An 18,942-nucleotide genomic window follows, 5' to 3' on the forward strand; every position below is an offset into this window, starting at 1 on the left:
ATGAGCAAGCCCAATCATCCCCGCATGCTGGCGGAAACCGAAGCCGAGGCGGTGTTGCGCAATATTCGCGTCAGCCCGCGCAAGCTCAACATCGTTGCGACCTCGATTCGCAACCTGCCGGCCGGCCGCGCGATTGCCGAACTCACGTTCAGCAAGAAGCGGATCGCCCAGGACGTGAAGAAGCTGTTGCAGTCGGCGGTGGCGAATGCCGAGAATAATCATCAGCTCGATGTCGATCGTTTGGTCGTCACCACGGCGGAAGTCGGCCGCGGCATCGTGATGCGCCGGTTTCAGGCGCGTGGTCGTGGCAAGGCGGCGCGGGTCGAGAAATGGTTCAGCCATTTGCGCATCGTGGTCGCTGAACGCGATATTATCACGAAGGCGGAAAAGCGTGCGAGCAGCGCGCGGGGCGTGAGTGCGGCGGGTCGTAACCGGCCGGTCGGCGCAGAAGGTCCGGTCATTGAAGGGGCGCAGGCGTAATGGGTCACAAGGTCAATCCGATCGGGCTGCGGCTCGGCATCAACCGCACCTGGGACAGCCGGTGGTTTGCGGGCACCGATTATGCCAAGCTGCTGCATGATGATTTGAAGCTGCGCGAGCATTTGATGACGCGGCTGTCGGGCGCCGGCATTTCCAAGGTGCTGATCGAGCGCCCGGCGAAGAAGCCGCGCGTGACGATTTATGCGGCGCGCCCTGGCGTGGTGATCGGCAAGAAGGGCCAGGATATCGACGTTCTGAAGAAGGAATTGTCGGTGATGGCGAAGGCCGAGGTGTCGCTGAACATCGTCGAAATCCGCAAGCCGGAAATCGATGCTGTGCTGGTCGCACAGAACATCGCCCAGCAGCTCGAGCGCCGCGTGGCGTTCCGCCGGGCGATGAAGCGGGCGGTGCAGTCCGCGATGCGGCTGGGTGCGCAGGGCATTCGGATCAATTGCGGTGGCCGCCTAGGCGGTGCCGAGATTGCGCGGATGGAATGGTATCGTGAGGGCCGGGTGCCGTTGCACACGTTGCGCGCCGATATCGATTTCGGCACTGCGACGGCCAAGACGACTTATGGCACCTGCGGCGTGAAGGTGTGGATCTTCAAGGGCGAGATCATGGGTCATGATCCGCTTGCGCAGGACCGCCGGGCCGCCGAACAAGCGCCGCAGCGTTAAGCGAGGATTGAGACTATGCTGTCACCAAAGCGAACCAAGTTCCGCAAGGCGCACAAGGGCCGTATCCACGGCCTGGCCAAGGGGAATACTCAGTTGAACTTCGGCACGTTCGGGCTGAAGGCGATGGAGCCGGAGCGGATTACCGCGCGGCAGATCGAGTCGGCGCGTCGTGCGATCACCCGTCAGATGAAGCGTGCGGGCCGCGTGTGGATCCGGATTTTTCCGGATCTGCCGGTTTCGACAAAGCCGGCCGAAGTGCGTATGGGCTCGGGCAAGGGTAGCCCGGAGTTCTGGGTGGCGCGGGTGCATCCGGGTCGCATCATGTTCGAGATCGACGGCGTGGCCGAAGGTATCGCGCGTGAGGCGTTGACGCTGGGTGCGGCGAAACTGCCGATCAAGACGAAGATTGTTACCCGCATCGGGGAGGCGTGAGATGACCAAGGCAGCTGATATCCGGGTCAAGACGCCGGATGAGACGAATGATTTTCTGCTCGATCTGAAGCGTGAACAGCTCAATCTGCGGTTCCAGCGGGCCACCGGCCAGCAGGAGAATACCAGCCAGATGCGCAAGACGCGCCGTGACGTGGCACGGGTGAAGACGATTATGGCTGAGCGCCTTCGCGCTTCGGCCAAGGTTTGAGGGGTTACGAGTTATGCCGAAGCGCGTCCTGACCGGGCGGGTCGTGAGTGACAAGATGGACAAGACCGTGACGGTTCTTGTCGAGCGTCGCATCATGCATCCGCTGTACAAGAAATTCATCCGCCGTTCGAAGAAATACGCGGCGCATGACGAGGCAAACATCTGCGCCACCGGTGATCTGGTGCGTATCGAGGAATGCCCGCCGATCAGCAAGCGCAAGGCGTGGCTGGTGACAGCACGAAATGGCGAGTCCCTGACCCCGGCCTCAGCCGAAGCACAGGTGGCCTGATATGATTATTGTTGAATCCAATCTGGATGTTGCTGACAATTCCGGCGCACGCCGGGTGCAGTGCATCAAGGTGCTGGGCGGTTCCAAGCGCCGGATCGCCTCGGTCGGCGATGTCATTGTCGTGTCGATCAAGGACGCGATCCCGCGCGGCAAGGTCAAGAAGGGCGATGTGCATCAGGCCGTGGTGGTGCGAACCGCTTATCCGGTGCGCCGGGCCGATGGCAGCGTGATCCGGTTCGATCGCAATGCTGCCGTGCTGATCAACAAGCAGATGGAGCCGATCGGCACGCGTATTTTTGGGCCGGTGACCCGTGAGCTGCGCGCGCGCAAGTTCATGAAGATCATTTCTCTGGCTCCGGAGGTGCTGTAATATGGCTGCACGTATCCGCAAGGGCGACCAGGTGGTCGTGATTTCCGGCGCCAGCAAGGGCCGCCAGGGTGAAGTGCTGCGCGTGTTGCCGACCGTGAACAAGGCTGTGGTTCAGGGTGTGGCGGTTGCGAAGAAGCATACCAAGGCGCGCGGCATGGGCGAGCCGGGCGGCATTATCAGCAAGGAAATGCCGATCCATTTGTCGAATATCGCATTGATCGATCCTGAGACGAAGAAGGCCACGCGTATCGGCTTTCGCACGCTCGAGGACGGTCGCAAGGTCCGGGTCGCGCGCAAGAGCGATTCCGTGATCGACGGTTGAGGGTAGTATCATGAGCGAGGCCAGTGCCAAGACGAGGCTGCACCAGCATTACCACGATGTGGTGCGCGAGGCGTTGCAGAAGGAATTCGGCTACACGAATGTGATGCAGGTTCCGAAATTGGAAAAGATCGTCATCAACATGGGTGTTGGCGAGGCGGCTGCCGATCAGAAGAAGCTCGACCAGGCGGTGGCGGAGTTGACGCTGATTGCCGGGCAGAAGCCGGTCAAGACCGTGGCGAAAAAGGCGATCGCCGGGTTCAAGATCCGCAAGGGTCTGCCGATCGGGTGCAAGGTGACGCTGCGCCGGGCGCGGATGTATGAGTTTCTGGATCGTCTGGTCACGATCGCTCTGCCGCGCGTGCGCGATTTCCGCGGGATTTCCGGTAAGGGTTTCGATGGCCGTGGCAATTTCGCCATGGGCATGAAGGAACAGATCGTGTTTCCGGAAATCGAATACGACAAGGTCGATACCGTGCGCGGTATGGACATTGTGTTTGTCACCACGGCGAAGAACGACGCCGAGGCGAAGGCACTGCTCAAGGGGTTCAGCATTCCCTTCGTTTGAGCGGATCGCCCGGGTTGGTGCCCGGGGGAGATGTTTCGGCGAGGTGGGTTGGACGCGTACACAGTTTTTAGGGAAAACCGTCGGCAGGTGCTGACAGGTTCCGGAGGATAGAAGACGATGGCGAAGACCTCTCAGGTCAATCGGAATAAGCGGCGGGAAAAGATGGCGGCGCGCGACAAGGGCAAGCGCGCGGTGCTGAAGGCGATCGTGATGGATCGCACCCTGCCGGTTGAGGACCGTTTCGATGCGACGATGAAACTGGCGCAGCTGCCGCGCAATGGTGCGGCGGTGCGGGTTCGTCTGCGTTGCGAGCTGACCGGCCGTTCGCGCGGCAACTATCGTAAATTCAAGCTTTGCCGCATCGCGTTGCGCGACTTGGCCAGTGCCGGGCAGATCCCCGGCATGGTCAAGGCCAGCTGGTAAGGAGGGCAAGCCATGTCGATGTCTGATCCGTTGGGTGACATGCTCACCCGTATCCGTAATGCGCAGCGCGCGCGCCACACGATGTGTGTCGCCCCGGCCTCGCATCTGCGGGCCAATGTGCTCGAAGTGTTGAAGCGCGAGGGGTTCATTCGCGGATTCTCGAAAGAGGATCTGCGCCCTGGTGTGGCGCAGCTGCGCATCGAGCTGAAGTATAACGAGGGTGAACCGGTGATCAAGGAGATTACCAGGATCTCCCGCCCGGGCCGCCGGGTGTATTCGAAGATCAAGGAACTGCCGCGGGTTTATGCCGGGTTGGGGATCTCCATCCTGTCGACGCCGCGCGGCGTGATGAGCGATGTCGAAGCGCGCACTGCCAATGTTGGTGGTGAAGTGCTCTGCCGCGTATTCTGAGGAGGCAGCATCATGTCACGTGTAGGTAAATATCCGGTTCCGCTGCCGCAGGGCGTTTCGATCACCGTGGTCGATGGCATTCTGACCGCCAAGGGCAAGCTGGGCGAGTTGACCATGCCGGTGTCCGAGCGGGTCGAGGCGAAGATCGAGGACGGCAAGCTGGCGGTGATTCCGCGCAACAAGGAAGCCGCATCACGCATGATGTGGGGCACCACGCGCGCGAATGTGGCCAACATGGTCGAGGGCGTTTCGAAGGGTTATGCGAAGGTTCTGGAAATCACCGGGACGGGTTTCCGCGCTTCGGTGCAGGGCTCGAATTTGGTGATGAATCTGGGGTTTTCGCATGATGTGGTGTTTGCGGTGCCCCCCGGCATCAAGATATCCTGCGAGAAGCCGACCTTGATCAAGGTCGAGGGGATCGACAAGCGGCTGGTGGGTCAGGTTTGTGCCGAGATCCGCGCCTTCCGTCCGCCGGAGCCCTACAAGGGCAAGGGCGTGAAGTTCGAGGGCGAGGCGATCCGGCGTAAGGAAGGCAAGAAGAAGTAATGACCGCGACATATGACAATGAAGTGCGGCGCCGGCAGCGCCTGCGCTACCAGCTGAAGCAGAAATCGGGCGGGAGGCTGCGGCTTTCGGTGTTCCGGTCGGGCAAGCATATTTATGCCCAGGTGATCGATGATGCGGCCGGGCGTACGCTCGCCGCGGCATCGTCGCTCGATGCCGGGTTGAAGGCCGATCTGAAGACCGGTGCTGACCGGGCTGCTGCGGCGGCGGTGGGTAAGCTGGTTGCCGAGCGCGCCAAAGAGGCCGGGATCACCAAGGTCGCGTTCGATCGTGGTGCATATAAATATCATGGCCGGGTGAAAGCCTTGGCCGATGCCGCTCGCGAGAGCGGTTTGGACTTCTGAGGAGCATAGCGCATGGCACGTGAAGCACGAGACGGCGGTCGTGGCCGCGAGCGCGAGCGGGACCGGGACGGCGATGAGCTGATCGACAAGCTCGTCACCATCAACCGTGTCGCCAAGGTGGTGAAGGGTGGACGCCGGTTTGCGTTCGCTGCCCTGGTGGTGGTTGGTGACCAGAAGGGTCGCGTTGGTTTCGGCGCCGGCAAGGCGAAGGAAGTGCCCGAGGCGATCCGGAAGGCGACCGAGCGTGCCAAGCGCGGCATGATCCGGGTGCCGATGAAGGAAGGCCGCACGCTGCATCATGACATCGAGGGCCATTACGGCGCGGGTCATGTGGTGTTGCGTTCGGCGCCGGCGGGTACCGGGATTATTGCCGGTGGGCCAATGCGCGCGGTGTTCGAGACGCTGGGGATTGGCGACGTGGTTGCCAAATCGCTCGGCAGCCGGAACCCGCACAACATGGTGAAGGCCACGGTCGCGGCGCTGGCGAATTGCGCGAGCCCGCGCACGGTTGCGGCGCGGCGCGGCAAGAAGGTGGCGGATCTGTTCGGCACCAAGCGTGAGAAAGAGGTGGCGGCCGATGTCTGATCCGATCAAACGCGTTCGCATCACCCAGACCGGGTCGGCGATCGGGCGCAAGCCGGGCCAGAAGGAAACTCTGGTCGGGCTCGGGCTGCGCCACATGCATTCCACGCGCGAACTGGCGACGACGCCCGAGAACATGGGGCGGATCAAGAAGGTCGCGCATCTTTTGAAGGTCGAGGAATTGACCCCAGGGACTGAGCCATGAATCTGAATGAACTGCGCGACAACCAGGGTGCGCGCCTGAAATCGAAGCGGCTCGGCCGTGGCATCGGCTCGGGCAAGGGCAAGACCTCCGGCAAGGGTGTCAAGGGTCAGAAGGCGCGTGAAGGCGTCTCGCTGAACGGGTTCGAGGGTGGTCAGCTGCCGATCTATCGGCGTATGCCGAAGCGCGGCTTCACCAATGTGAACCGCAAGGATTATGCGCCGTTGAACGTGGGCACGCTGGCGATGTTGATCGCGGCCGGCAAGCTCGACGCTTCGGCGCCGATCACCGAGGAAAACCTGCGGGCGGCGGGCGTGTATGCCGGTTCGAAGCTGTCGGGCGTGCGGCTGCTCGGGCGCGGCGAGATTTCGACCAAGGTCGAGATCGAAGTGTCCGGTGCATCGGCCACGGCGATCGCGGCGATCGAGCAGGCTGGCGGCACGGTAAAAACGCTGGTGGCGAAAGCCGAAGCGGTAGCTGCCTAAATTATCGAGAGTTTTTTGGTTCTTTTTTACAAAAAAGAACGGCTCTTTCTCGCAAAGGGCAGCGAAAGGCGGCGAGCGCATTTGGTTCTTGCCGTCTCTAGTGCAACGCATATAAGCAACGGCGTCTCATCCGCATGAGGCGCCGTTGTTATTTGGGGATCATTCATGGCTTCCGCTGCTGAACAGCTTGCATCGAGTTTCAATCTCGAAACCCTGTCGAAGGCGACCGATCTCAAACGGCGGATCTGGTTTACGCTGGGTGCGCTGATCGTGTTCCGGCTGGGGACTTATATTCCGATCCCCGGCGTCGATCCGACGGTGATGGAGCACATGCTCGCGCAGAACGGGGGCGGCGTGCTGGGCATGTTCAACATGTTCACCGGCGGCGCGCTGGGGCGGATGACGGTGTTCGCGCTGAACATCATGCCGTATATTTCGGCCTCGATCATCATGCAGTTGTTGCAGGCGGCGGTGCCGACGCTGGAGACGCTGAAAAAAGAGGGCGCTTCGGGGCAGCAGAAGCTCAATCAATATACGCGGTATCTGACGGTGTTCATCGCACTCGCGCAATCCTATGGCATTGCGCTCGGGCTTGAGCATATCACCAGCGCGGTCGGGCCGGCGGTGATCGAGCCGGGCGGGTTCTTTTTGGTGACGACGATCATCACGCTGACCGGCGGCACGGTGTTTTTGATGTGGATCGGTGAGCAGATCACCTCGCGCGGGATCGGCAACGGGTCGAGCCTGATCATTTTTTCGGGGATTGTCTCGGCGTTTCCGGGCGCGATTGCCAGCGTGTTGCAGTTGGGTGCGACGGGCGGGCTTTCGACCGGGTTCGTGATCGGGTTTTTCATCATGGCGCTGGTTGTCGTGGCGTTCGTGGTGTTCATGGAGCGCGCGCAGCGGCGGGTGCTGATCCAGTATCCGAAACGCCAGGTGGGCAACCGGATGTTTGGTGGCGATGCCTCGCATCTGCCGATGAAGGTGAACACCTCGGGCGTGATTCCGCCGATTTTTGCCAGCTCGCTGTTGTTGATTCCGGCGACGATCGTGGGGTTCAGCCATGGCACCGGGCCGGCGTGGTTGCAGTTTCTGGCGCGGCAGCTGTCGAACGGGCAGCCGGGTTATATGATTCTGTACGCCGGGCTGATCATCTTTTTCTCGTATTTCTACACCGCCGTGGTGTTCAACCCTGAGGAGACCGCGGATAATCTGAAGAAATACGGCGGGTTCGTGCCGGGGATCAGGCCGGGGGCGAATACCGCGAAGTATTTCGATACCGTGCTGACCCGGCTGACCACGATCGGGGCGGGGTATCTGGTGATCGTGTGTCTGATTCCACAATTTTTGATCGGGCAGTTCGATCTGGCCGCGGGCTATTATTTTGGTGGCACATCGCTGCTGATTGTGGTTTCAGTGACGATGGATACGGTCGCACAGATCCAGTCACATTTGCTTGCACATCAATATGAAGGCCTGATCAGAAAAGGCCGCGGAAGGACACGAACCAGATGAACATCATTCTCCTCGGCCCGCCTGGCGCCGGCAAAGGGACCCAGGCGAAGATTTTGCAGGAGCGCTATCACGTCGGGCAGATTGCCACGGGTGACATGCTGCGCGGCGAGGTCAAGGCCGGGACCGAACTGGGCAAGATCGCGAAGTCGGTGATGGAGGCTGGCGAGCTTGTTTCGGATGATCTGATCATCAACATGCTGCGCAACCGGTTGGCGCTGGCTGATTGCCGGCATGGTTTTATCCTCGATGGGTTTCCGCGCACGGTGCCGCAGGCCGAGGCGCTCGACGCGATGCTCGCGGCGGAGAAGCAGGATCTGCGGGCTGTGATTCTGCTCAAGGTCGATGAGGACGTGCTGGTTGAGCGGATTGCCGGGCGGTTTACGTGTGCGCAATGCGGCACCGGGTATCACGACTCGATGCACCCGACCGCGAAGGCCGGCGTATGCGACAAATGTGGCTCGACCGAGTTCATCAGGCGGCCGGATGACAACCCGGTGACGGTGAAGCAGCGGTTCACCGCGTATAACCGCCAGACAGCGCCGATCGTGCCGTATTACCAGGGTCGTCACATCTATTATGAGGTGGATGGCATGGCGGATATGGATGATGTGACGGCTGCGATCGAGGCGGCATTGCGCGCGGCGGGGATTCCGGCGCCGGTTGCGATGTCTGCGGACTGATCGGAACAGCTATCGCGGGGACATCACGAAAAATTGATGTCATTTGATTGACTCCCATCGCCCTCGGCGATAGAGACAGCCATCTGCGGCGCTCCCTGGCGGAGTGCCGCACTTTGTTCAGATGATGATTTTCGGAATTGGGTTCTGCCCATCGGGTGGGCCGGGTTTCGTGATTGTCATTATCCATTCGACGATTTCAATCCGCATCTGCGGAGACCAAGGAGCAGCTTCGTGGCGCGTATTGCCGGCGTAAACATCCCATCGAACAAGCGCGTGCTGATCAGCTTGCGTTACATCTACGGTATCGGGCCGACCAAGGCTCGTGACATTTGCACGACGCTGAATATCGGCGACGACAAGCGGGTCAACCAGCTGTCGGACGACGAGATCGGCAAGATCCGTGAATTGATCGACAAGGATTTCCGCGTCGAGGGTGATCTGCGCCGTGAAGTGGCGATGAACATCAAGCGGCTGGTCGATCTGGGTTGCTACCGCGGCCTGCGCCACCGCAAGGGTCTGCCGGTGCGTGGCCAGCGGACGCATACCAACGCGCGTACCCGCAAGGGCAAGGCCGTGGCGATCGCCGGTAAAAAGAAGGTCACGAAGTAACCCTTCGGTTCTTCGCATCGATGCAGTGATCCGCGCTGGGCTTTGCCTGGCGGCGGGTCGAGAGAAAGACAGGATTTTCCATGGCCAAACCAGCCGCCGCGCGTCCCCGCCGCAAGGAACGCAAAAATATCAGTTCAGGCGTCGCGCATGTGCTCGCCAGCTTCAACAACACGATGGTCACGATCACCGACGCACAGGGCAATGCGATTTCGTGGTCTTCCGCCGGGAGCCAGGGTTTCAAGGGCAGCCGCAAGTCCACCCCGTACGCCGCGCAGGTTGCCGCCGAGGACGCCGGCCGCAAGGCGCGCGAGCACGGCATGGAGACGCTGGAGATCGAAGTGAGCGGTCCGGGTTCGGGCCGTGAGAGTGCGCTGCGTGCGTTGCAGACCGTCGGGTTCTCGATCACGGCGATTCGCGATCTGACGCCGATTCCGCACAACGGTTGCCGCGCCCGCAAGCGCCGCCGGGTGTAATCTGCCGGGTGTTACGGGCTTGCTTCGCGTGCCTGGCGGACGATGCGTTTTTGGAAGGTGAGGGCGGATTTTTCGCCTGACCGGAGGATTTGATGCTGAAAGATACCAATTTGGCGATGCAGCGGAACTGGCAGTCGCTTCGCAAGCCGGAGAAGCTCGATATCGAGCCTGGCGCCGATGACATGCGGATGGCGACGATCATTGCCGAGCCGCTGGAGCGTGGCTTTGGCGTGACGTTGGGCAATGCGCTGCGGCGGATTTTGTTGTCCTCGCTGCATGGCGCGGCGGTGACCGCGGTGCGGATCGATGGCGTGTTGCATGAGTTTTCCTCGATCGCCGGTGTGCGCGAGGACGTGACCGACATCGTGCTGAACATCAAGCAGATCGCGGTGCGGATGCATGGTGACGGCCCGAAGCGGATGACGCTGAGCGCCAAGGGTCCGTGCGAAGTGACCGCCGCGATGATCCAGTCCGGCCATGATATCGAGGTGATGAACCCCGAGCTGGTGCTGTGCACGCTGGATGACGGCGCGACGCTGGGCATGGAATTCACCGTCGATTCCGGCCGTGGCTACGTGGCGGCTTCGGCCAACCGGCCGGAAGACGCGCCGATCGGGTTGATCCCGGTCGATTCGATCTATTCGCCGGTGCGCAAGGTTTCGTATCGCGTCGAGCCGACCCGCGTTGGGCAGGTGACCGATTACGATCGGTTGATCATCGCGATCGAGACCAACGGTGCGGTGACGCCCGAGGATGCGGTGGCTTTGGCCGCGCGCATTCTGCAAGACCAGCTGGGCATGTTCGTCAATTTCGAGGAGCCGCAGCGGTTGCGCTCGGAAGAGCCGCGCCCGGAACTGCCGTTCAACCCGAATCTGCTGCGCAAGGTGGACGAGTTGGAATTGTCGGTCCGTTCGGCGAACTGCCTGAAGAACGACAATATCGTCTATATCGGCGATCTGGTGCAGAAATCCGAACAGGAAATGCTGCGCACGCCGAACTTCGGCCGCAAATCGCTCAACGAAATCAAGGAAGTGCTAACCGCCATGGGTCTCGGCCTGGGTATGTTGGTGCCGGACTGGCCGCCTGAGAATATCGAAGATCTGGTCAAGCGTTCCGACCAGCCGTTCTAGAGCATGATGGTTTAAAGTTGATCATGCTCTAGCATTTGTTTTACGAGCAAGTTCATCGCTTTCGGCTGACGCAAGCGCGTCAACCTCAAGCGATCTTGCTCTCGTTCGTCATTTTTTTCTGATCTGGAGTAACCCCTATGCGTCACGGAATTGCTGGACGTAAACTCGGCGTCACCACGTCCCACCGTGCGGCCATGTTCCGCAACATGGCGGTGGCCCTGCTCAAGCATGAGCAGATCACCACGACGTTGCCGAAGGCCAAGGAACTGGCACCGGTGGCTGACCGGTTGATCACGCTGGGCAAGCGCGGCGGGCTGCATGCACGGCGCCAGGCTCATGCGGTGCTGCGCGATGAGGTGATCGTGTCCAAGCTGTTCGCGGCGCTGGCCGACCGGTACAAGGAGCGCCAGGGTGGTTACACCCGCGTGCTGAAGGCCGGCATGCGCTATGGCGATGCGGCGGATATGGCGGTGATCGAACTGGTCGATCGTGATCTGGCGGCAAAGGGGCTCGATAGCGGTCCGAAGCCCGAGGTCAAGGATGATGAGGACGATACGGCTGAGGCGGCTTGAGGTCGCGTTAGATAAGAGATGCCCTTCTTTTTTGTAAAAAAGAAGCAAAAAACTTTTTGAATCTGGGCTCTGGGCGATTCTCCTTGCTTAGGTAAGTTTGCTCACTTTTGCTTGAGACGAATGTAAGGCGCTGCTTCGGCAGCGCCTTTTTTGTTGCAATTCACGGAATCGGCGTTATCGTCGGGGGTATGAATCGTAGCATCCTGTTAGCGTTTCCGATCGTATTTCTGGCATCCTGTTCGGGGGGTATGGGGTCCGGCCCGCTGACGCCTGCTCAGGCGAAGGCCGACAATTCATCGTTCCTGGCGAGCCTGTCGAAAGCGTCGCAGAAGATGGTGCTGTTCTGCCAGGGGCAGTTTCAGAGTCAGTTGGGCGGGACGGTCTATATCGTAGCCGCACCGTCGCTGCAGAGCGGCGACATCCAGGCCAATTCGACCAGCACCATGATCAATTCGCATGTCGATATGGTGTATGACAGGGTCGATGGCGCGGCAGTGACGTCCGCAGCGCGCTCGTGCAGCCTGCATTCGCAAAATCTGGTGGTCCACCCGTCCCACGCCGAATGAGTGAGGCACCAGCCTCAACCCAAGTCCGATCCCAGACGAATAAAAGTTTTTTGCTTCTTTTTTACAAAAAAGAAGCCTTCCCTTCCTTGGCGTGCTGCCCCCATCCCGAGACGCAAGCAATTTATGCTGGACATAGCCGACCGGCTCCGGTAACCATGGGTCTAGGTCAACACTCTTGAAGGGGGCTACGATGTATTTTGATGCAGTTGCCTCCTTTGGCGGATTCCCGTTCGGGCCAACGCGCGCCGCGAACTAGGTTTTCCGCCCGGCACTTTCTGGTGCCTGTTCGATCGTTTTCACTATTGATATATCAGAGGTGATCTCGCGTCAGCGGGGTCGGTCAATTCATGTCCTCCTTGGATCTTAAGATCGCATCGCCGTTTCGCGCGGTGTTTGGTTTTGTTTTTCGGCGGTGGCGGGCTCATCCGGGGCTGTTTGCTGGGACGGTGATTGCCATGCTGCTGGCAACGCTGACCGATGTGTTCATGCCGCTCTATGCCGGTGATCTGATCAATGCGGTCGCGACGCGCAGCGGCACTTCGCTGCACGCGGCGTTGATGGCGCTGGCGATGATTGCCGCGCTCGGCGCGGCCCAGACGATGCTGCGCTATATCGGGTTTCGCTCGATTGTGGGTCTGACCCTGGTGATCATGGGGGAGATGGCCAGCGATTCCTTTTATCGGGTGCAGCGGTTTGCCTCGGACTGGCATGCCAATAATTTTGCCGGGGCGATCGTTCGGAAGATTACCCGTGGCATCTGGGCGCTGGATTTGCTGAACGATACCGTGCTGATCGCGATGCTGCCGGCGCTTGCCGTGCTGATCGGCACATCGATCATGCTGGGGCTGCAATCGCCGTCGATCGGGGCGCTGATCGCCGTGGGTGCGACGGTGTATGTCGGGGCGACGGTGTGGCTGCAGACGCGTTACGTGTCGCCGGCGTCGCAACTGTCGAACCGCTGCGATACCGCAATGGGCGGGGCCTTGGCCGATGCCGTTTCGTGCAATGCGGTGGTGAAGGGGTTTGCCGCCGAGGCGCGCGAGGATGCGATTCTGGCCCGGGTGATCGACAAATGGCAGCGCCGGACCCGGCGCTCGTGGTTCCGGGGCAACTGGGTCGGCACCGGGCAGGGCGGCGCGCTGATGGTGCTGCGGGTCGCGATCATTGGCCTTGCGCTGTATTTGTGGTGGATCAGGCGCGCGACACCCGGTGAAGTGGCGACCGTGATCACCGCCTATCTGATCGTGCTCGGCTACCTGCGCGACGTGGGTTATCACATCGCGATGCTGCAACGCGCGGTGAACGAGATGGAGGACATGGTGCGGATGGAGGCGCAGCCCTTCGCGATCGCTGATCGGCCCGGGGCGATGCCGGCGCAGATACTGCGCGGCGAGATCGTGTTCGATCACGTCGATTTTGCCTATGGCAAGCATGTCGAGCCGCTGTTCCGGGATTTGTCGGTGACGATCGCCTCGGGTGAGCGGGTCGGGCTGGTCGGGCATTCGGGCTCGGGCAAGACCAGCTTCATCAAGCTGATCCAGCGGTTGCATGACGTGACGGGCGGCGACATTCGGATCGATGGGCAGAGCATCGGGCAGGTGACGCAGGAATCGCTGCGGGGTTCGATCGCGATCGTGGCGCAGGAGCCGATCTTGTTTCATCGCTCGCTGGCCGAGAACATCGCCTATGGCAGGCCCGATGCGACGATGGCGGAGATCGAGAACGCGGCGATGCAGGCGAATGCGCATGATTTCATCATGAACCTGCCGAACGGGTATCGCACGCTGGTCGGTGAGCGGGGGGTGAAGCTCTCGGGTGGCGAGCGGCAGCGGGTGGCGATCGCGCGGGCGTTTCTGGCCGATGCGCCGATCCTCATTCTCGATGAGGCGACGGCGAGCCTCGATTCGGAATCCGAGGCGCTGATCCAGCAGGCGGTCGAGCGGTTGATGACCGGACGTACCGTGATCGTGGTTGCTCACCGACTCTCGACCGTGCGGGCGCTGGACCGCATCCTGGTTTTCGATCAGGGTTCGATCGTGGAGCAAGGCACGCATGAGGCGCTGACTTCGTGGCAGGGTGGCATTTATCGCCGGCTGTTCGAGCGGCAGGCGCTTGGATTGATGACGCAACAATAAAGAGGGATCTGGCAATGAAGTTCGATGATATCGAAGCGGTGACGCCGACGCGCGACAGCCTGGCGGCGGCGTATGCCTCGCTCAACGGATTGCTCGACCGCGATGCGGTGCGCGAGGCGCTGGCCGAGTGGGAAGGGCTGCGCCGCGCGACCGGGACCTGGTCGGCGCTGGTGCATCTGCGGTTTTCGCAGGATACGGCGAACGAGGATTATAAGACGGCGCGGGAGTATGCCGATGCGTTGGGCCCGGTGATCGCCGATCATGAGACCAGTTTCAAGAACCGGTTGCTCGCACTCGATCCCGCGCTGATCGAGGCGCAGTACGGCAAACACGCGGTGGATATCTGGCGCAACGACGTGACGACGTTCTCCCCGGTGATCGCCGATGATTTGGAGGAGGAGTCGAAGCTGGAGGCGCGCCATACCGCGCTGCTGGCCTCGGCGACATTCGAGTTCGACGGCGAGACGGTCAATCTGGCGGGGCTGACGCCGTATACCGAAAGCCTGGATCGGGACACGCGGCATCGGGCCGCCGCGGCGCGCTGGGGGTTTTTCGCGGAGCATGGCACCGAGCTCGATGAGATTTACGACAAATTGGTCAAGCTGCGGCACAAGATGGCGCGGGCGTTGGGCGATGAGAGCTTCACGGCGCTGGGATATCGGCGGATGGGGCGGCTGGATTACGGGCCGGCGCAGGTCGCGACCTATCGGGCCGAGGTGCTCAAGCATGTGACGCCGCTGGTGGCAAAACTGATCGAGCAGCGGCGGATCGCGAACGGGTTGGACACGCTCTATGCGTGGGATGAGCCGTTGACCGACCCCAAGGGCAATCCGAAGCCGCAGGGCGATCATGATGAGTTGGTCGCCAAGGCCAACGCGATGTTCGAGGCGATGGACCCGCGGCTGGCCGGGTTCTACCGGCAGATGAACGAAGGCGGCTTCATGGATTTGAAGAACCGGCCGACCAAGGCGGGCGGCGGGTTCTGCACCTCGTTTCCGGCGGTCGGGATGCCGTATATTTTCGCCAATTTCAACGGCACGCATCACGACGTCGATGTGTTCACCCATGAGATGGGCCATGCGTTTCAGAACTATCAGAGCCGCAATCAGCCTTCGGTCGATTATCTGTGGCCGACGTCGGAATCGGCGGAAATCCATTCGATGAGCCTGGAGTTTCTGGCCTATCCGCATATTGCGCCGATGTTTGGTGACCAGGCGGCGCGGTATCAGCGGATGCATCTGATCGGCGCGCTGGAGTTTCTGCCGTATGGGGTGTGCGTCGATCATTTCCAGCATGAGGTCTATGCGAGGCCCGAGGCGACGCCGGCCGAGCGGCATGAGATGTGGCGGCGGCTGGAGGCGATGTATTTGCCGTGGCGCAACTGGGGCGATCTGGCGTATCCGGCCATGGGCGGGCGGTGGCAGGCGCAGCTGCATATTTATCGCGCGCCGTTCTATTACATCGATTACACGCTGGCGCAGTGCTGAGGCGAGTTTCGACACCTATGTCGATCTCTGCGGCATGGGCGGCTCGGCGCCGTTCGGCAAGCTGGTGGAAGCCGCCGAGCTGAAATCGCCGTTCGAGGCGGGTGCGTTGCAGGCGGTGGTGGAGACCGCCGAGGCGATGCTGGCGCTGTGAGGTGAGGCGTTTTTTGCAGGTGTCCGGTGGTACGGGCTGCCGATGATTTTCCCGCACATCACGGCGATCTATGCTGCGATCCTGCGGGGTGGGTGAGGGTAGGAAGGCTTCTTTTTTGGAAAAAAGAAGCAAAAAACTTTCTGACTCTGGGGCACGGGCCGTTTCACCAGCACGGGCCTAGATTAACAAAGTTTTTTTTGCTTCTTTTTTGTTCACAAAAAAGAAGACTCTTCCTGCCGCGCCTTGTACTCGCGTAACGGGATTGACCTTCCCATCATGGGAATCACCATATCCACGGTGATGGCAAGGATTTTCCCATGAATATGCTCACGCAGATGCCCAACCGGGCCGCAGCCGACGAAATCAGTGTGGATCTGGCGATCGAGGGGATGACTTGCGCCTCGTGCTCCGGGCGGGTCGAGCGGGCGTTGCGAAAGCTGGACGGTGTTGGGCTTGCCGAGGTCAATCTGGCCAGTGAAACCGCGCGCGTGGTTGCGCGAGGGGTGGATGCGGCGGCGATGATCGCGGCGGTGGAGCGGGCGGGGTATGGCGCGCGTGTGATCGATCCGGCGGGCGATGCCGATGAGGCGGCGCTGCGCGATCGGGCGGCGCGGCGGGATTATGCGGTGCTGGCGGTCTCGGCAGTGCTGACGGCGCCGCTGGTAATTGGGATGATCGCGGATCTGGCCGGGGCGCGGTTCATGCTGCCGGGATGGCTCGCGCTGGCGTTGGCGACGCCGGTGCAGTTCTGGATCGGCGCGCGGTTCTATCGGGCCGGGTACAAGGCGCTGCGTGCGGGCAGCGCGAATATGGATGTGCTGGTCGCTCTCGGCACCTCTGCCGCTTATGGCATGAGCCTGTATTTGCTGGTGCGGTCCTGGATGATCGGCGGGCAGCCGGTGCTGTATTTCGATTCATCGACCGTGGTGATCACGCTGATCCTGTTCGGCAAATTGCTGGAGCAGCGCGGCAAGCGCCAGACCGGGGCGGCGCTGCAGGCACTGACCGCGCTGCGGCCGGAGCGGGCGACGCTGCGGGCGGCGGATGGCACGGAACGGCAGGTGGCGGTAAGCGCGATCCGGCTGGGTGATCTCGTTGTGGTCAAGCCGGGTGAGCGGATCGCGGTGGATGGCACGATCCGCGCGGGGGACAGCGCAATCGATCTGTCGATGCTGACCGGCGAGAGCGTGCCCGTGAGCAAAAGCGTCGGCGATCCGGTGACGGGCGGGGCGATCAACGGCGATGGGGTGCTGGTGGTCGAGACCACGGCGGTCGGCGGCGAGACGACGCTGGCGCGGATCATTCGGCTGGTGGAAAGCGCACAGGCCGGCAAGGCGCCGATTCAGGCGCTGGTCGATCGGGTGGCGGCGGTGTTTGTGCCTGCGGTGCTGGTGGTGGCGCTGATCACGTTGGTCGGTTGGCTGATTGTGGGCGGGACGGTGGAGCACGCGGTGCTGACCGCCGTCGCGGTGCTGGTGATCGCCTGCCCGTGCTCGCTCGGCCTTGCGACACCGACGGCGGTGATGGCGGGAACCGGTGTGGCGGCGACGCATGGTATTCTGATCAAGGATGCGGAAACCCTGGAGCGCGCAAGGTCGATCGATACCGTCGCGTTCGACAAGACCGGCACGTTGACCGAAGGCCAACCGGCCGTCGTGGCGCTGGAAGCGGCGCCGGGGGCTGATCCGGTTGCGCTGTTGCGAATCGCCGCTGCATTGCAGCAGGGTAGCGAACACCCGCTGGCGCGTGCCGTGCTGGCGCGCGCGACGGCGGATGGTGTTCAGGCGCCGCATGCGCAGGCCGTGAAGGCGTTGCCCGGCCGGGGGATCGAGGGGCAGGTCGAGGGCCGGCGCGTCGTGCTCGGCAGCAGTCGGTTGCTCACTGAAGGCGATCTCGATGCCGGGGCGCTGGCCGATCGCGCCGCCGCTTTGGAAGCCGAAGGCCGCACGATCGCGTGGTTGATCGATCGTGGCGGGGTCGATGTGGCCGATGCTGCCAAAATTATCGGCCTCATCGCGTTCGGCGATGCGGTAAAACCGACAGCGCGGGCGGCCGTCGCGGCGTTGCGGGCCCAGAATATTCGAGTCGTGCTGCTGACCGGCGACAATCAGGGGGCCGCTGCAGTTGCGGCGGCGGCGCTCGGAATCGATGAAGTCATGGCCAATATCCTGCCGGAGCAGAAGGCGGCCCACATCAAGCGTCTGCGCGGCGACGGGCGGCTGGTCGCGATGGTCGGCGATGGTGTGAACGATGCGCCGGCACTGGCCGCGGCCGATCTTGGTATCGCAATGGCGACCGGGTCCGACATCGCGATGCACACCGCCGGCATCACGTTGATGCGCGGCGATCCTGCTTTGGTCGCCGCAGCACTGGATGTGGCGCGCAAGACCTTCGCCAAGATCCGCCAGGGGCTGGTCTGGGCGTTTGCGTTCAACGTCATCGGCATCCCGCTGGCCGCGTTCGGCCTGCTCAACCCGATGATCGCGGGGGCGGCGATGGCGGCTTCGAGCGTGATCGTGGTGACCAACTCGTTGCTGCTGCGGCGATGGCGACCGGCGGCGGTGCGATCATGATCGCGCCGTGGTTGACCTGGCTTTCCATAGTGTCGCTGGTGGTCGCCGCCGTTACGGCCGTCGTCATCGCGCTCGATCTGCGCCGGCATCCCCAATCGATGGCGGTGATGAACCCGGTGTGGCCGATCACGGCGCTGTATTTCGGGCCGTTGGCGCTATGGGCGTATTGGACGATGGGGCGGCAGGCCAGCCCTGCCATGTCAGGTCATGACCACGCGCATCATCATGAGCGTGAAGACGCCAAGCCGTTCTGGATGCAGACCTTCGTGGGATCCACCCATTGCGGCGCCGGCTGCACGCTGGGTGATATTTTCGCGGAATTTCTGGTGTTTTTCGCGGGCATCACCATCGCCGGCTCGACGTTCGGGGCGCAACTGGTGCTCGATTACGCGTTTGCGTTCCTCCTTGGCGTCGGGTTTCAATACGCCTCGATCGTACCGATGCGCGGGCTGAAACCGGTGGCCGGCGTGATCGCGGCATTCAAGGCCGACGCGCTCTCGCTGACCGCATTCGAGATCGGGTTGTTCGGTTGGATGGCGCTGATGCAGTTCGGGTTTTTCACGACGCCGCCGAAACCAGACACGCCGGTGTTCTGGTTCATGATGCAGATCGGCATGATCATCGGGTTTGCCACGGCGTATCCGATGAACTGGGTGCTGGTTAAAACCGGTATCAAGGACGCGATGTAGCCGCTCCC

The 18,942-nt window shown here is 61.9% G+C and carries 25 protein-coding genes and 1 pseudogene; all 26 read left to right on the top strand.

Annotated elements, in window-relative coordinates:
- The 26 genes and pseudogenes from rplV (at window position 1) to B7X49_RS06570 (ending at window position 18,934) form a co-directional block, all read left to right on the top strand.
- On the top strand, window positions 1–480 hold the full coding sequence (gene rplV / locus B7X49_RS06445; protein WP_051657367.1) for a 50S ribosomal protein L22: 480 nt from the start codon (window positions 1–3) through the stop codon (window positions 478–480).
- On the top strand, window positions 480–1,157 hold the full coding sequence (gene rpsC / locus B7X49_RS06450; RefSeq protein ID WP_029312058.1) for a 30S ribosomal protein S3: 678 nt from the start codon (window positions 480–482) through the stop codon (window positions 1,155–1,157). Before rplV ends, rpsC begins: the two co-directional genes overlap by 1 nt.
- Window positions 1,158–1,172: 15 nt before the next feature.
- Window positions 1,173–1,589 carry a 50S ribosomal protein L16 gene (gene rplP / locus B7X49_RS06455; protein WP_029312059.1) on the top strand — a complete coding sequence of 139 codons (417 nt, stop codon included), beginning with the start codon at window positions 1,173–1,175 and terminating at the stop codon, window positions 1,587–1,589.
- A 1-nt stretch (window position 1,590) separates the two neighbouring features.
- A complete protein-coding gene (gene rpmC, locus B7X49_RS06460; protein WP_029312060.1) occupies window positions 1,591–1,797 on the top strand; it encodes a 50S ribosomal protein L29 in 207 nt (68 codons plus the stop codon).
- A gap of 13 nt (window positions 1,798–1,810) precedes the next feature.
- The gene (gene rpsQ, locus B7X49_RS06465; RefSeq protein WP_029312061.1) at window positions 1,811–2,086 is read left to right on the top strand and encodes a 30S ribosomal protein S17; all 276 of its coding nucleotides are present in this window, start codon (window positions 1,811–1,813) and stop codon (window positions 2,084–2,086) included.
- A gap of 1 nt (window position 2,087) precedes the next feature.
- Entirely contained in the window at window positions 2,088–2,456 is a 369-nt protein-coding gene (gene rplN / locus B7X49_RS06470; RefSeq protein ID WP_029312062.1) for a 50S ribosomal protein L14, read from the top strand.
- 1 nt (window position 2,457) lies between these two features.
- Entirely contained in the window at window positions 2,458–2,778 is a 321-nt protein-coding gene (rplX, locus tag B7X49_RS06475) for a 50S ribosomal protein L24 (RefSeq protein WP_029312063.1), read from the top strand.
- A gap of 10 nt (window positions 2,779–2,788) precedes the next feature.
- Entirely contained in the window at window positions 2,789–3,343 is a 555-nt protein-coding gene (gene rplE, locus B7X49_RS06480; RefSeq protein WP_029312064.1) for a 50S ribosomal protein L5, read from the top strand.
- A gap of 117 nt (window positions 3,344–3,460) precedes the next feature.
- On the top strand, window positions 3,461–3,766 hold the full coding sequence (gene rpsN, locus B7X49_RS06485) for a 30S ribosomal protein S14 (RefSeq protein ID WP_029312065.1): 306 nt from the start codon (window positions 3,461–3,463) through the stop codon (window positions 3,764–3,766).
- A gap of 12 nt (window positions 3,767–3,778) precedes the next feature.
- Entirely contained in the window at window positions 3,779–4,177 is a 399-nt protein-coding gene (rpsH, locus tag B7X49_RS06490) for a 30S ribosomal protein S8 (protein ID WP_029312066.1), read from the top strand.
- 12 nt (window positions 4,178–4,189) lie between these two features.
- Window positions 4,190–4,723 carry a 50S ribosomal protein L6 gene (gene rplF, locus B7X49_RS06495; protein WP_286702447.1) on the top strand — a complete coding sequence of 178 codons (534 nt, stop codon included), beginning with the start codon at window positions 4,190–4,192 and terminating at the stop codon, window positions 4,721–4,723.
- Window positions 4,723–5,085, top strand: coding sequence for a 50S ribosomal protein L18 (gene rplR, locus B7X49_RS06500; RefSeq protein WP_029312068.1), 363 nt, complete (start codon window positions 4,723–4,725; stop codon window positions 5,083–5,085). The genes rplF and rplR overlap by 1 nt, the downstream gene beginning before the upstream one ends.
- A 12-nt stretch (window positions 5,086–5,097) precedes the next feature.
- Window positions 5,098–5,670 (top strand): 30S ribosomal protein S5, encoded by a 573-nt coding sequence (gene rpsE / locus B7X49_RS06505; RefSeq protein WP_035228985.1) that lies wholly within the window; start codon window positions 5,098–5,100, stop codon window positions 5,668–5,670.
- On the top strand, window positions 5,663–5,872 hold the full coding sequence (rpmD, locus tag B7X49_RS06510) for a 50S ribosomal protein L30 (protein ID WP_029312070.1): 210 nt from the start codon (window positions 5,663–5,665) through the stop codon (window positions 5,870–5,872). The genes rpsE and rpmD overlap by 8 nt, the downstream gene beginning before the upstream one ends.
- A complete protein-coding gene (gene rplO / locus B7X49_RS06515; RefSeq protein ID WP_286702448.1) occupies window positions 5,869–6,354 on the top strand; it encodes a 50S ribosomal protein L15 in 486 nt (161 codons plus the stop codon). Before rpmD ends, rplO begins: the two co-directional genes overlap by 4 nt.
- 165 nt (window positions 6,355–6,519) lie before the next feature.
- A complete protein-coding gene (gene secY / locus B7X49_RS06520; protein WP_029312072.1) occupies window positions 6,520–7,869 on the top strand; it encodes a preprotein translocase subunit SecY in 1,350 nt (449 codons plus the stop codon).
- The gene (locus B7X49_RS06525) at window positions 7,866–8,549 is read left to right on the top strand and encodes an adenylate kinase (RefSeq protein ID WP_286702449.1); all 684 of its coding nucleotides are present in this window, start codon (window positions 7,866–7,868) and stop codon (window positions 8,547–8,549) included. The genes secY and B7X49_RS06525 overlap by 4 nt, the downstream gene beginning before the upstream one ends.
- Window positions 8,550–8,780: 231 nt before the next feature.
- Window positions 8,781–9,158, top strand: a complete 378-nt coding sequence (gene rpsM / locus B7X49_RS06530) for a 30S ribosomal protein S13 (protein ID WP_286702450.1) — start codon at window positions 8,781–8,783, stop codon at window positions 9,156–9,158.
- 80 nt (window positions 9,159–9,238) lie between these two features.
- Entirely contained in the window at window positions 9,239–9,631 is a 393-nt protein-coding gene (rpsK, locus tag B7X49_RS06535) for a 30S ribosomal protein S11 (RefSeq protein ID WP_029312075.1), read from the top strand.
- Between the two features lie 110 nt (window positions 9,632–9,741).
- Entirely contained in the window at window positions 9,742–10,761 is a 1,020-nt protein-coding gene (locus B7X49_RS06540; protein WP_029312076.1) for a DNA-directed RNA polymerase subunit alpha, read from the top strand.
- A gap of 137 nt (window positions 10,762–10,898) precedes the next feature.
- Window positions 10,899–11,333 (top strand): 50S ribosomal protein L17, encoded by a 435-nt coding sequence (rplQ, locus tag B7X49_RS06545; protein WP_029312077.1) that lies wholly within the window; start codon window positions 10,899–10,901, stop codon window positions 11,331–11,333.
- A 188-nt stretch (window positions 11,334–11,521) separates the two neighbouring features.
- Window positions 11,522–11,899 carry a hypothetical protein gene (locus tag B7X49_RS06550; RefSeq protein WP_286702451.1) on the top strand — a complete coding sequence of 126 codons (378 nt, stop codon included), beginning with the start codon at window positions 11,522–11,524 and terminating at the stop codon, window positions 11,897–11,899.
- 455 nt (window positions 11,900–12,354) lie between these two features.
- The gene (locus B7X49_RS06555; protein ID WP_324503166.1) at window positions 12,355–14,034 is read left to right on the top strand and encodes an ABC transporter ATP-binding protein; all 1,680 of its coding nucleotides are present in this window, start codon (window positions 12,355–12,357) and stop codon (window positions 14,032–14,034) included.
- A gap of 14 nt (window positions 14,035–14,048) precedes the next feature.
- Window positions 14,049–15,672, top strand: a pseudogene (locus B7X49_RS06560) (M3 family oligoendopeptidase).
- A gap of 317 nt (window positions 15,673–15,989) precedes the next feature.
- Window positions 15,990–18,245, top strand: a complete 2,256-nt coding sequence (locus tag B7X49_RS06565) for a cation-translocating P-type ATPase (protein WP_286702454.1) — start codon at window positions 15,990–15,992, stop codon at window positions 18,243–18,245.
- A complete protein-coding gene (locus tag B7X49_RS06570) occupies window positions 18,218–18,934 on the top strand; it encodes a DUF4396 domain-containing protein (RefSeq protein WP_286702455.1) in 717 nt (238 codons plus the stop codon). Before B7X49_RS06565 ends, B7X49_RS06570 begins: the two co-directional genes overlap by 28 nt.
- Window positions 18,935–18,942 lie beyond the last annotated feature (8 nt).

The sequence above is a fragment of the Acidiphilium sp. 34-64-41 genome, assembly GCF_002282635.1.
Classification (GTDB): Bacteria; Pseudomonadota; Alphaproteobacteria; order Acetobacterales; family Acetobacteraceae; genus Acidiphilium; species Acidiphilium rubrum.

Bases quoted from the DNA above. Each gene is read 5' to 3' on its own strand.
- rplV (WP_051657367.1), top strand. From the start codon at position 1: ATGAGCAAGCCCAATCATCCCCGCATGCTGGCGGAAACCGAAGCCGAG.
- rpsC (WP_029312058.1), top strand. From the start codon at position 480: ATGGGTCACAAGGTCAATCCGATCGGGCTGCGGCTCGGCATCAACCGC.
- rplP (WP_029312059.1), top strand. From the start codon at position 1,173: ATGCTGTCACCAAAGCGAACCAAGTTCCGCAAGGCGCACAAGGGCCGT.
- rpmC (WP_029312060.1), top strand. From the start codon at position 1,591: ATGACCAAGGCAGCTGATATCCGGGTCAAGACGCCGGATGAGACGAAT.
- rpsQ (WP_029312061.1), top strand. From the start codon at position 1,811: ATGCCGAAGCGCGTCCTGACCGGGCGGGTCGTGAGTGACAAGATGGAC.
- rplN (WP_029312062.1), top strand. From the start codon at position 2,088: ATGATTATTGTTGAATCCAATCTGGATGTTGCTGACAATTCCGGCGCA.
- rplX (WP_029312063.1), top strand. From the start codon at position 2,458: ATGGCTGCACGTATCCGCAAGGGCGACCAGGTGGTCGTGATTTCCGGC.
- rplE (WP_029312064.1), top strand. From the start codon at position 2,789: ATGAGCGAGGCCAGTGCCAAGACGAGGCTGCACCAGCATTACCACGAT.
- rpsN (WP_029312065.1), top strand. From the start codon at position 3,461: ATGGCGAAGACCTCTCAGGTCAATCGGAATAAGCGGCGGGAAAAGATG.
- rpsH (WP_029312066.1), top strand. From the start codon at position 3,779: ATGTCGATGTCTGATCCGTTGGGTGACATGCTCACCCGTATCCGTAAT.
- rplF (WP_286702447.1), top strand. From the start codon at position 4,190: ATGTCACGTGTAGGTAAATATCCGGTTCCGCTGCCGCAGGGCGTTTCG.
- rplR (WP_029312068.1), top strand. From the start codon at position 4,723: ATGACCGCGACATATGACAATGAAGTGCGGCGCCGGCAGCGCCTGCGC.
- rpsE (WP_035228985.1), top strand. From the start codon at position 5,098: ATGGCACGTGAAGCACGAGACGGCGGTCGTGGCCGCGAGCGCGAGCGG.
- rpmD (WP_029312070.1), top strand. From the start codon at position 5,663: ATGTCTGATCCGATCAAACGCGTTCGCATCACCCAGACCGGGTCGGCG.
- rplO (WP_286702448.1), top strand. From the start codon at position 5,869: ATGAATCTGAATGAACTGCGCGACAACCAGGGTGCGCGCCTGAAATCG.
- secY (WP_029312072.1), top strand. From the start codon at position 6,520: ATGGCTTCCGCTGCTGAACAGCTTGCATCGAGTTTCAATCTCGAAACC.
- B7X49_RS06525 (WP_286702449.1), top strand. From the start codon at position 7,866: ATGAACATCATTCTCCTCGGCCCGCCTGGCGCCGGCAAAGGGACCCAG.
- rpsK (WP_029312075.1), top strand. From the start codon at position 9,239: ATGGCCAAACCAGCCGCCGCGCGTCCCCGCCGCAAGGAACGCAAAAAT.
- rplQ (WP_029312077.1), top strand. From the start codon at position 10,899: ATGCGTCACGGAATTGCTGGACGTAAACTCGGCGTCACCACGTCCCAC.
- B7X49_RS06550 (WP_286702451.1), top strand. From the start codon at position 11,522: ATGAATCGTAGCATCCTGTTAGCGTTTCCGATCGTATTTCTGGCATCC.
- B7X49_RS06555 (WP_324503166.1), top strand. From the start codon at position 12,355: ATGCTGCTGGCAACGCTGACCGATGTGTTCATGCCGCTCTATGCCGGT.
- B7X49_RS06565 (WP_286702454.1), top strand. From the start codon at position 15,990: ATGAATATGCTCACGCAGATGCCCAACCGGGCCGCAGCCGACGAAATC.
- B7X49_RS06570 (WP_286702455.1), top strand. From the start codon at position 18,218: ATGGCGACCGGCGGCGGTGCGATCATGATCGCGCCGTGGTTGACCTGG.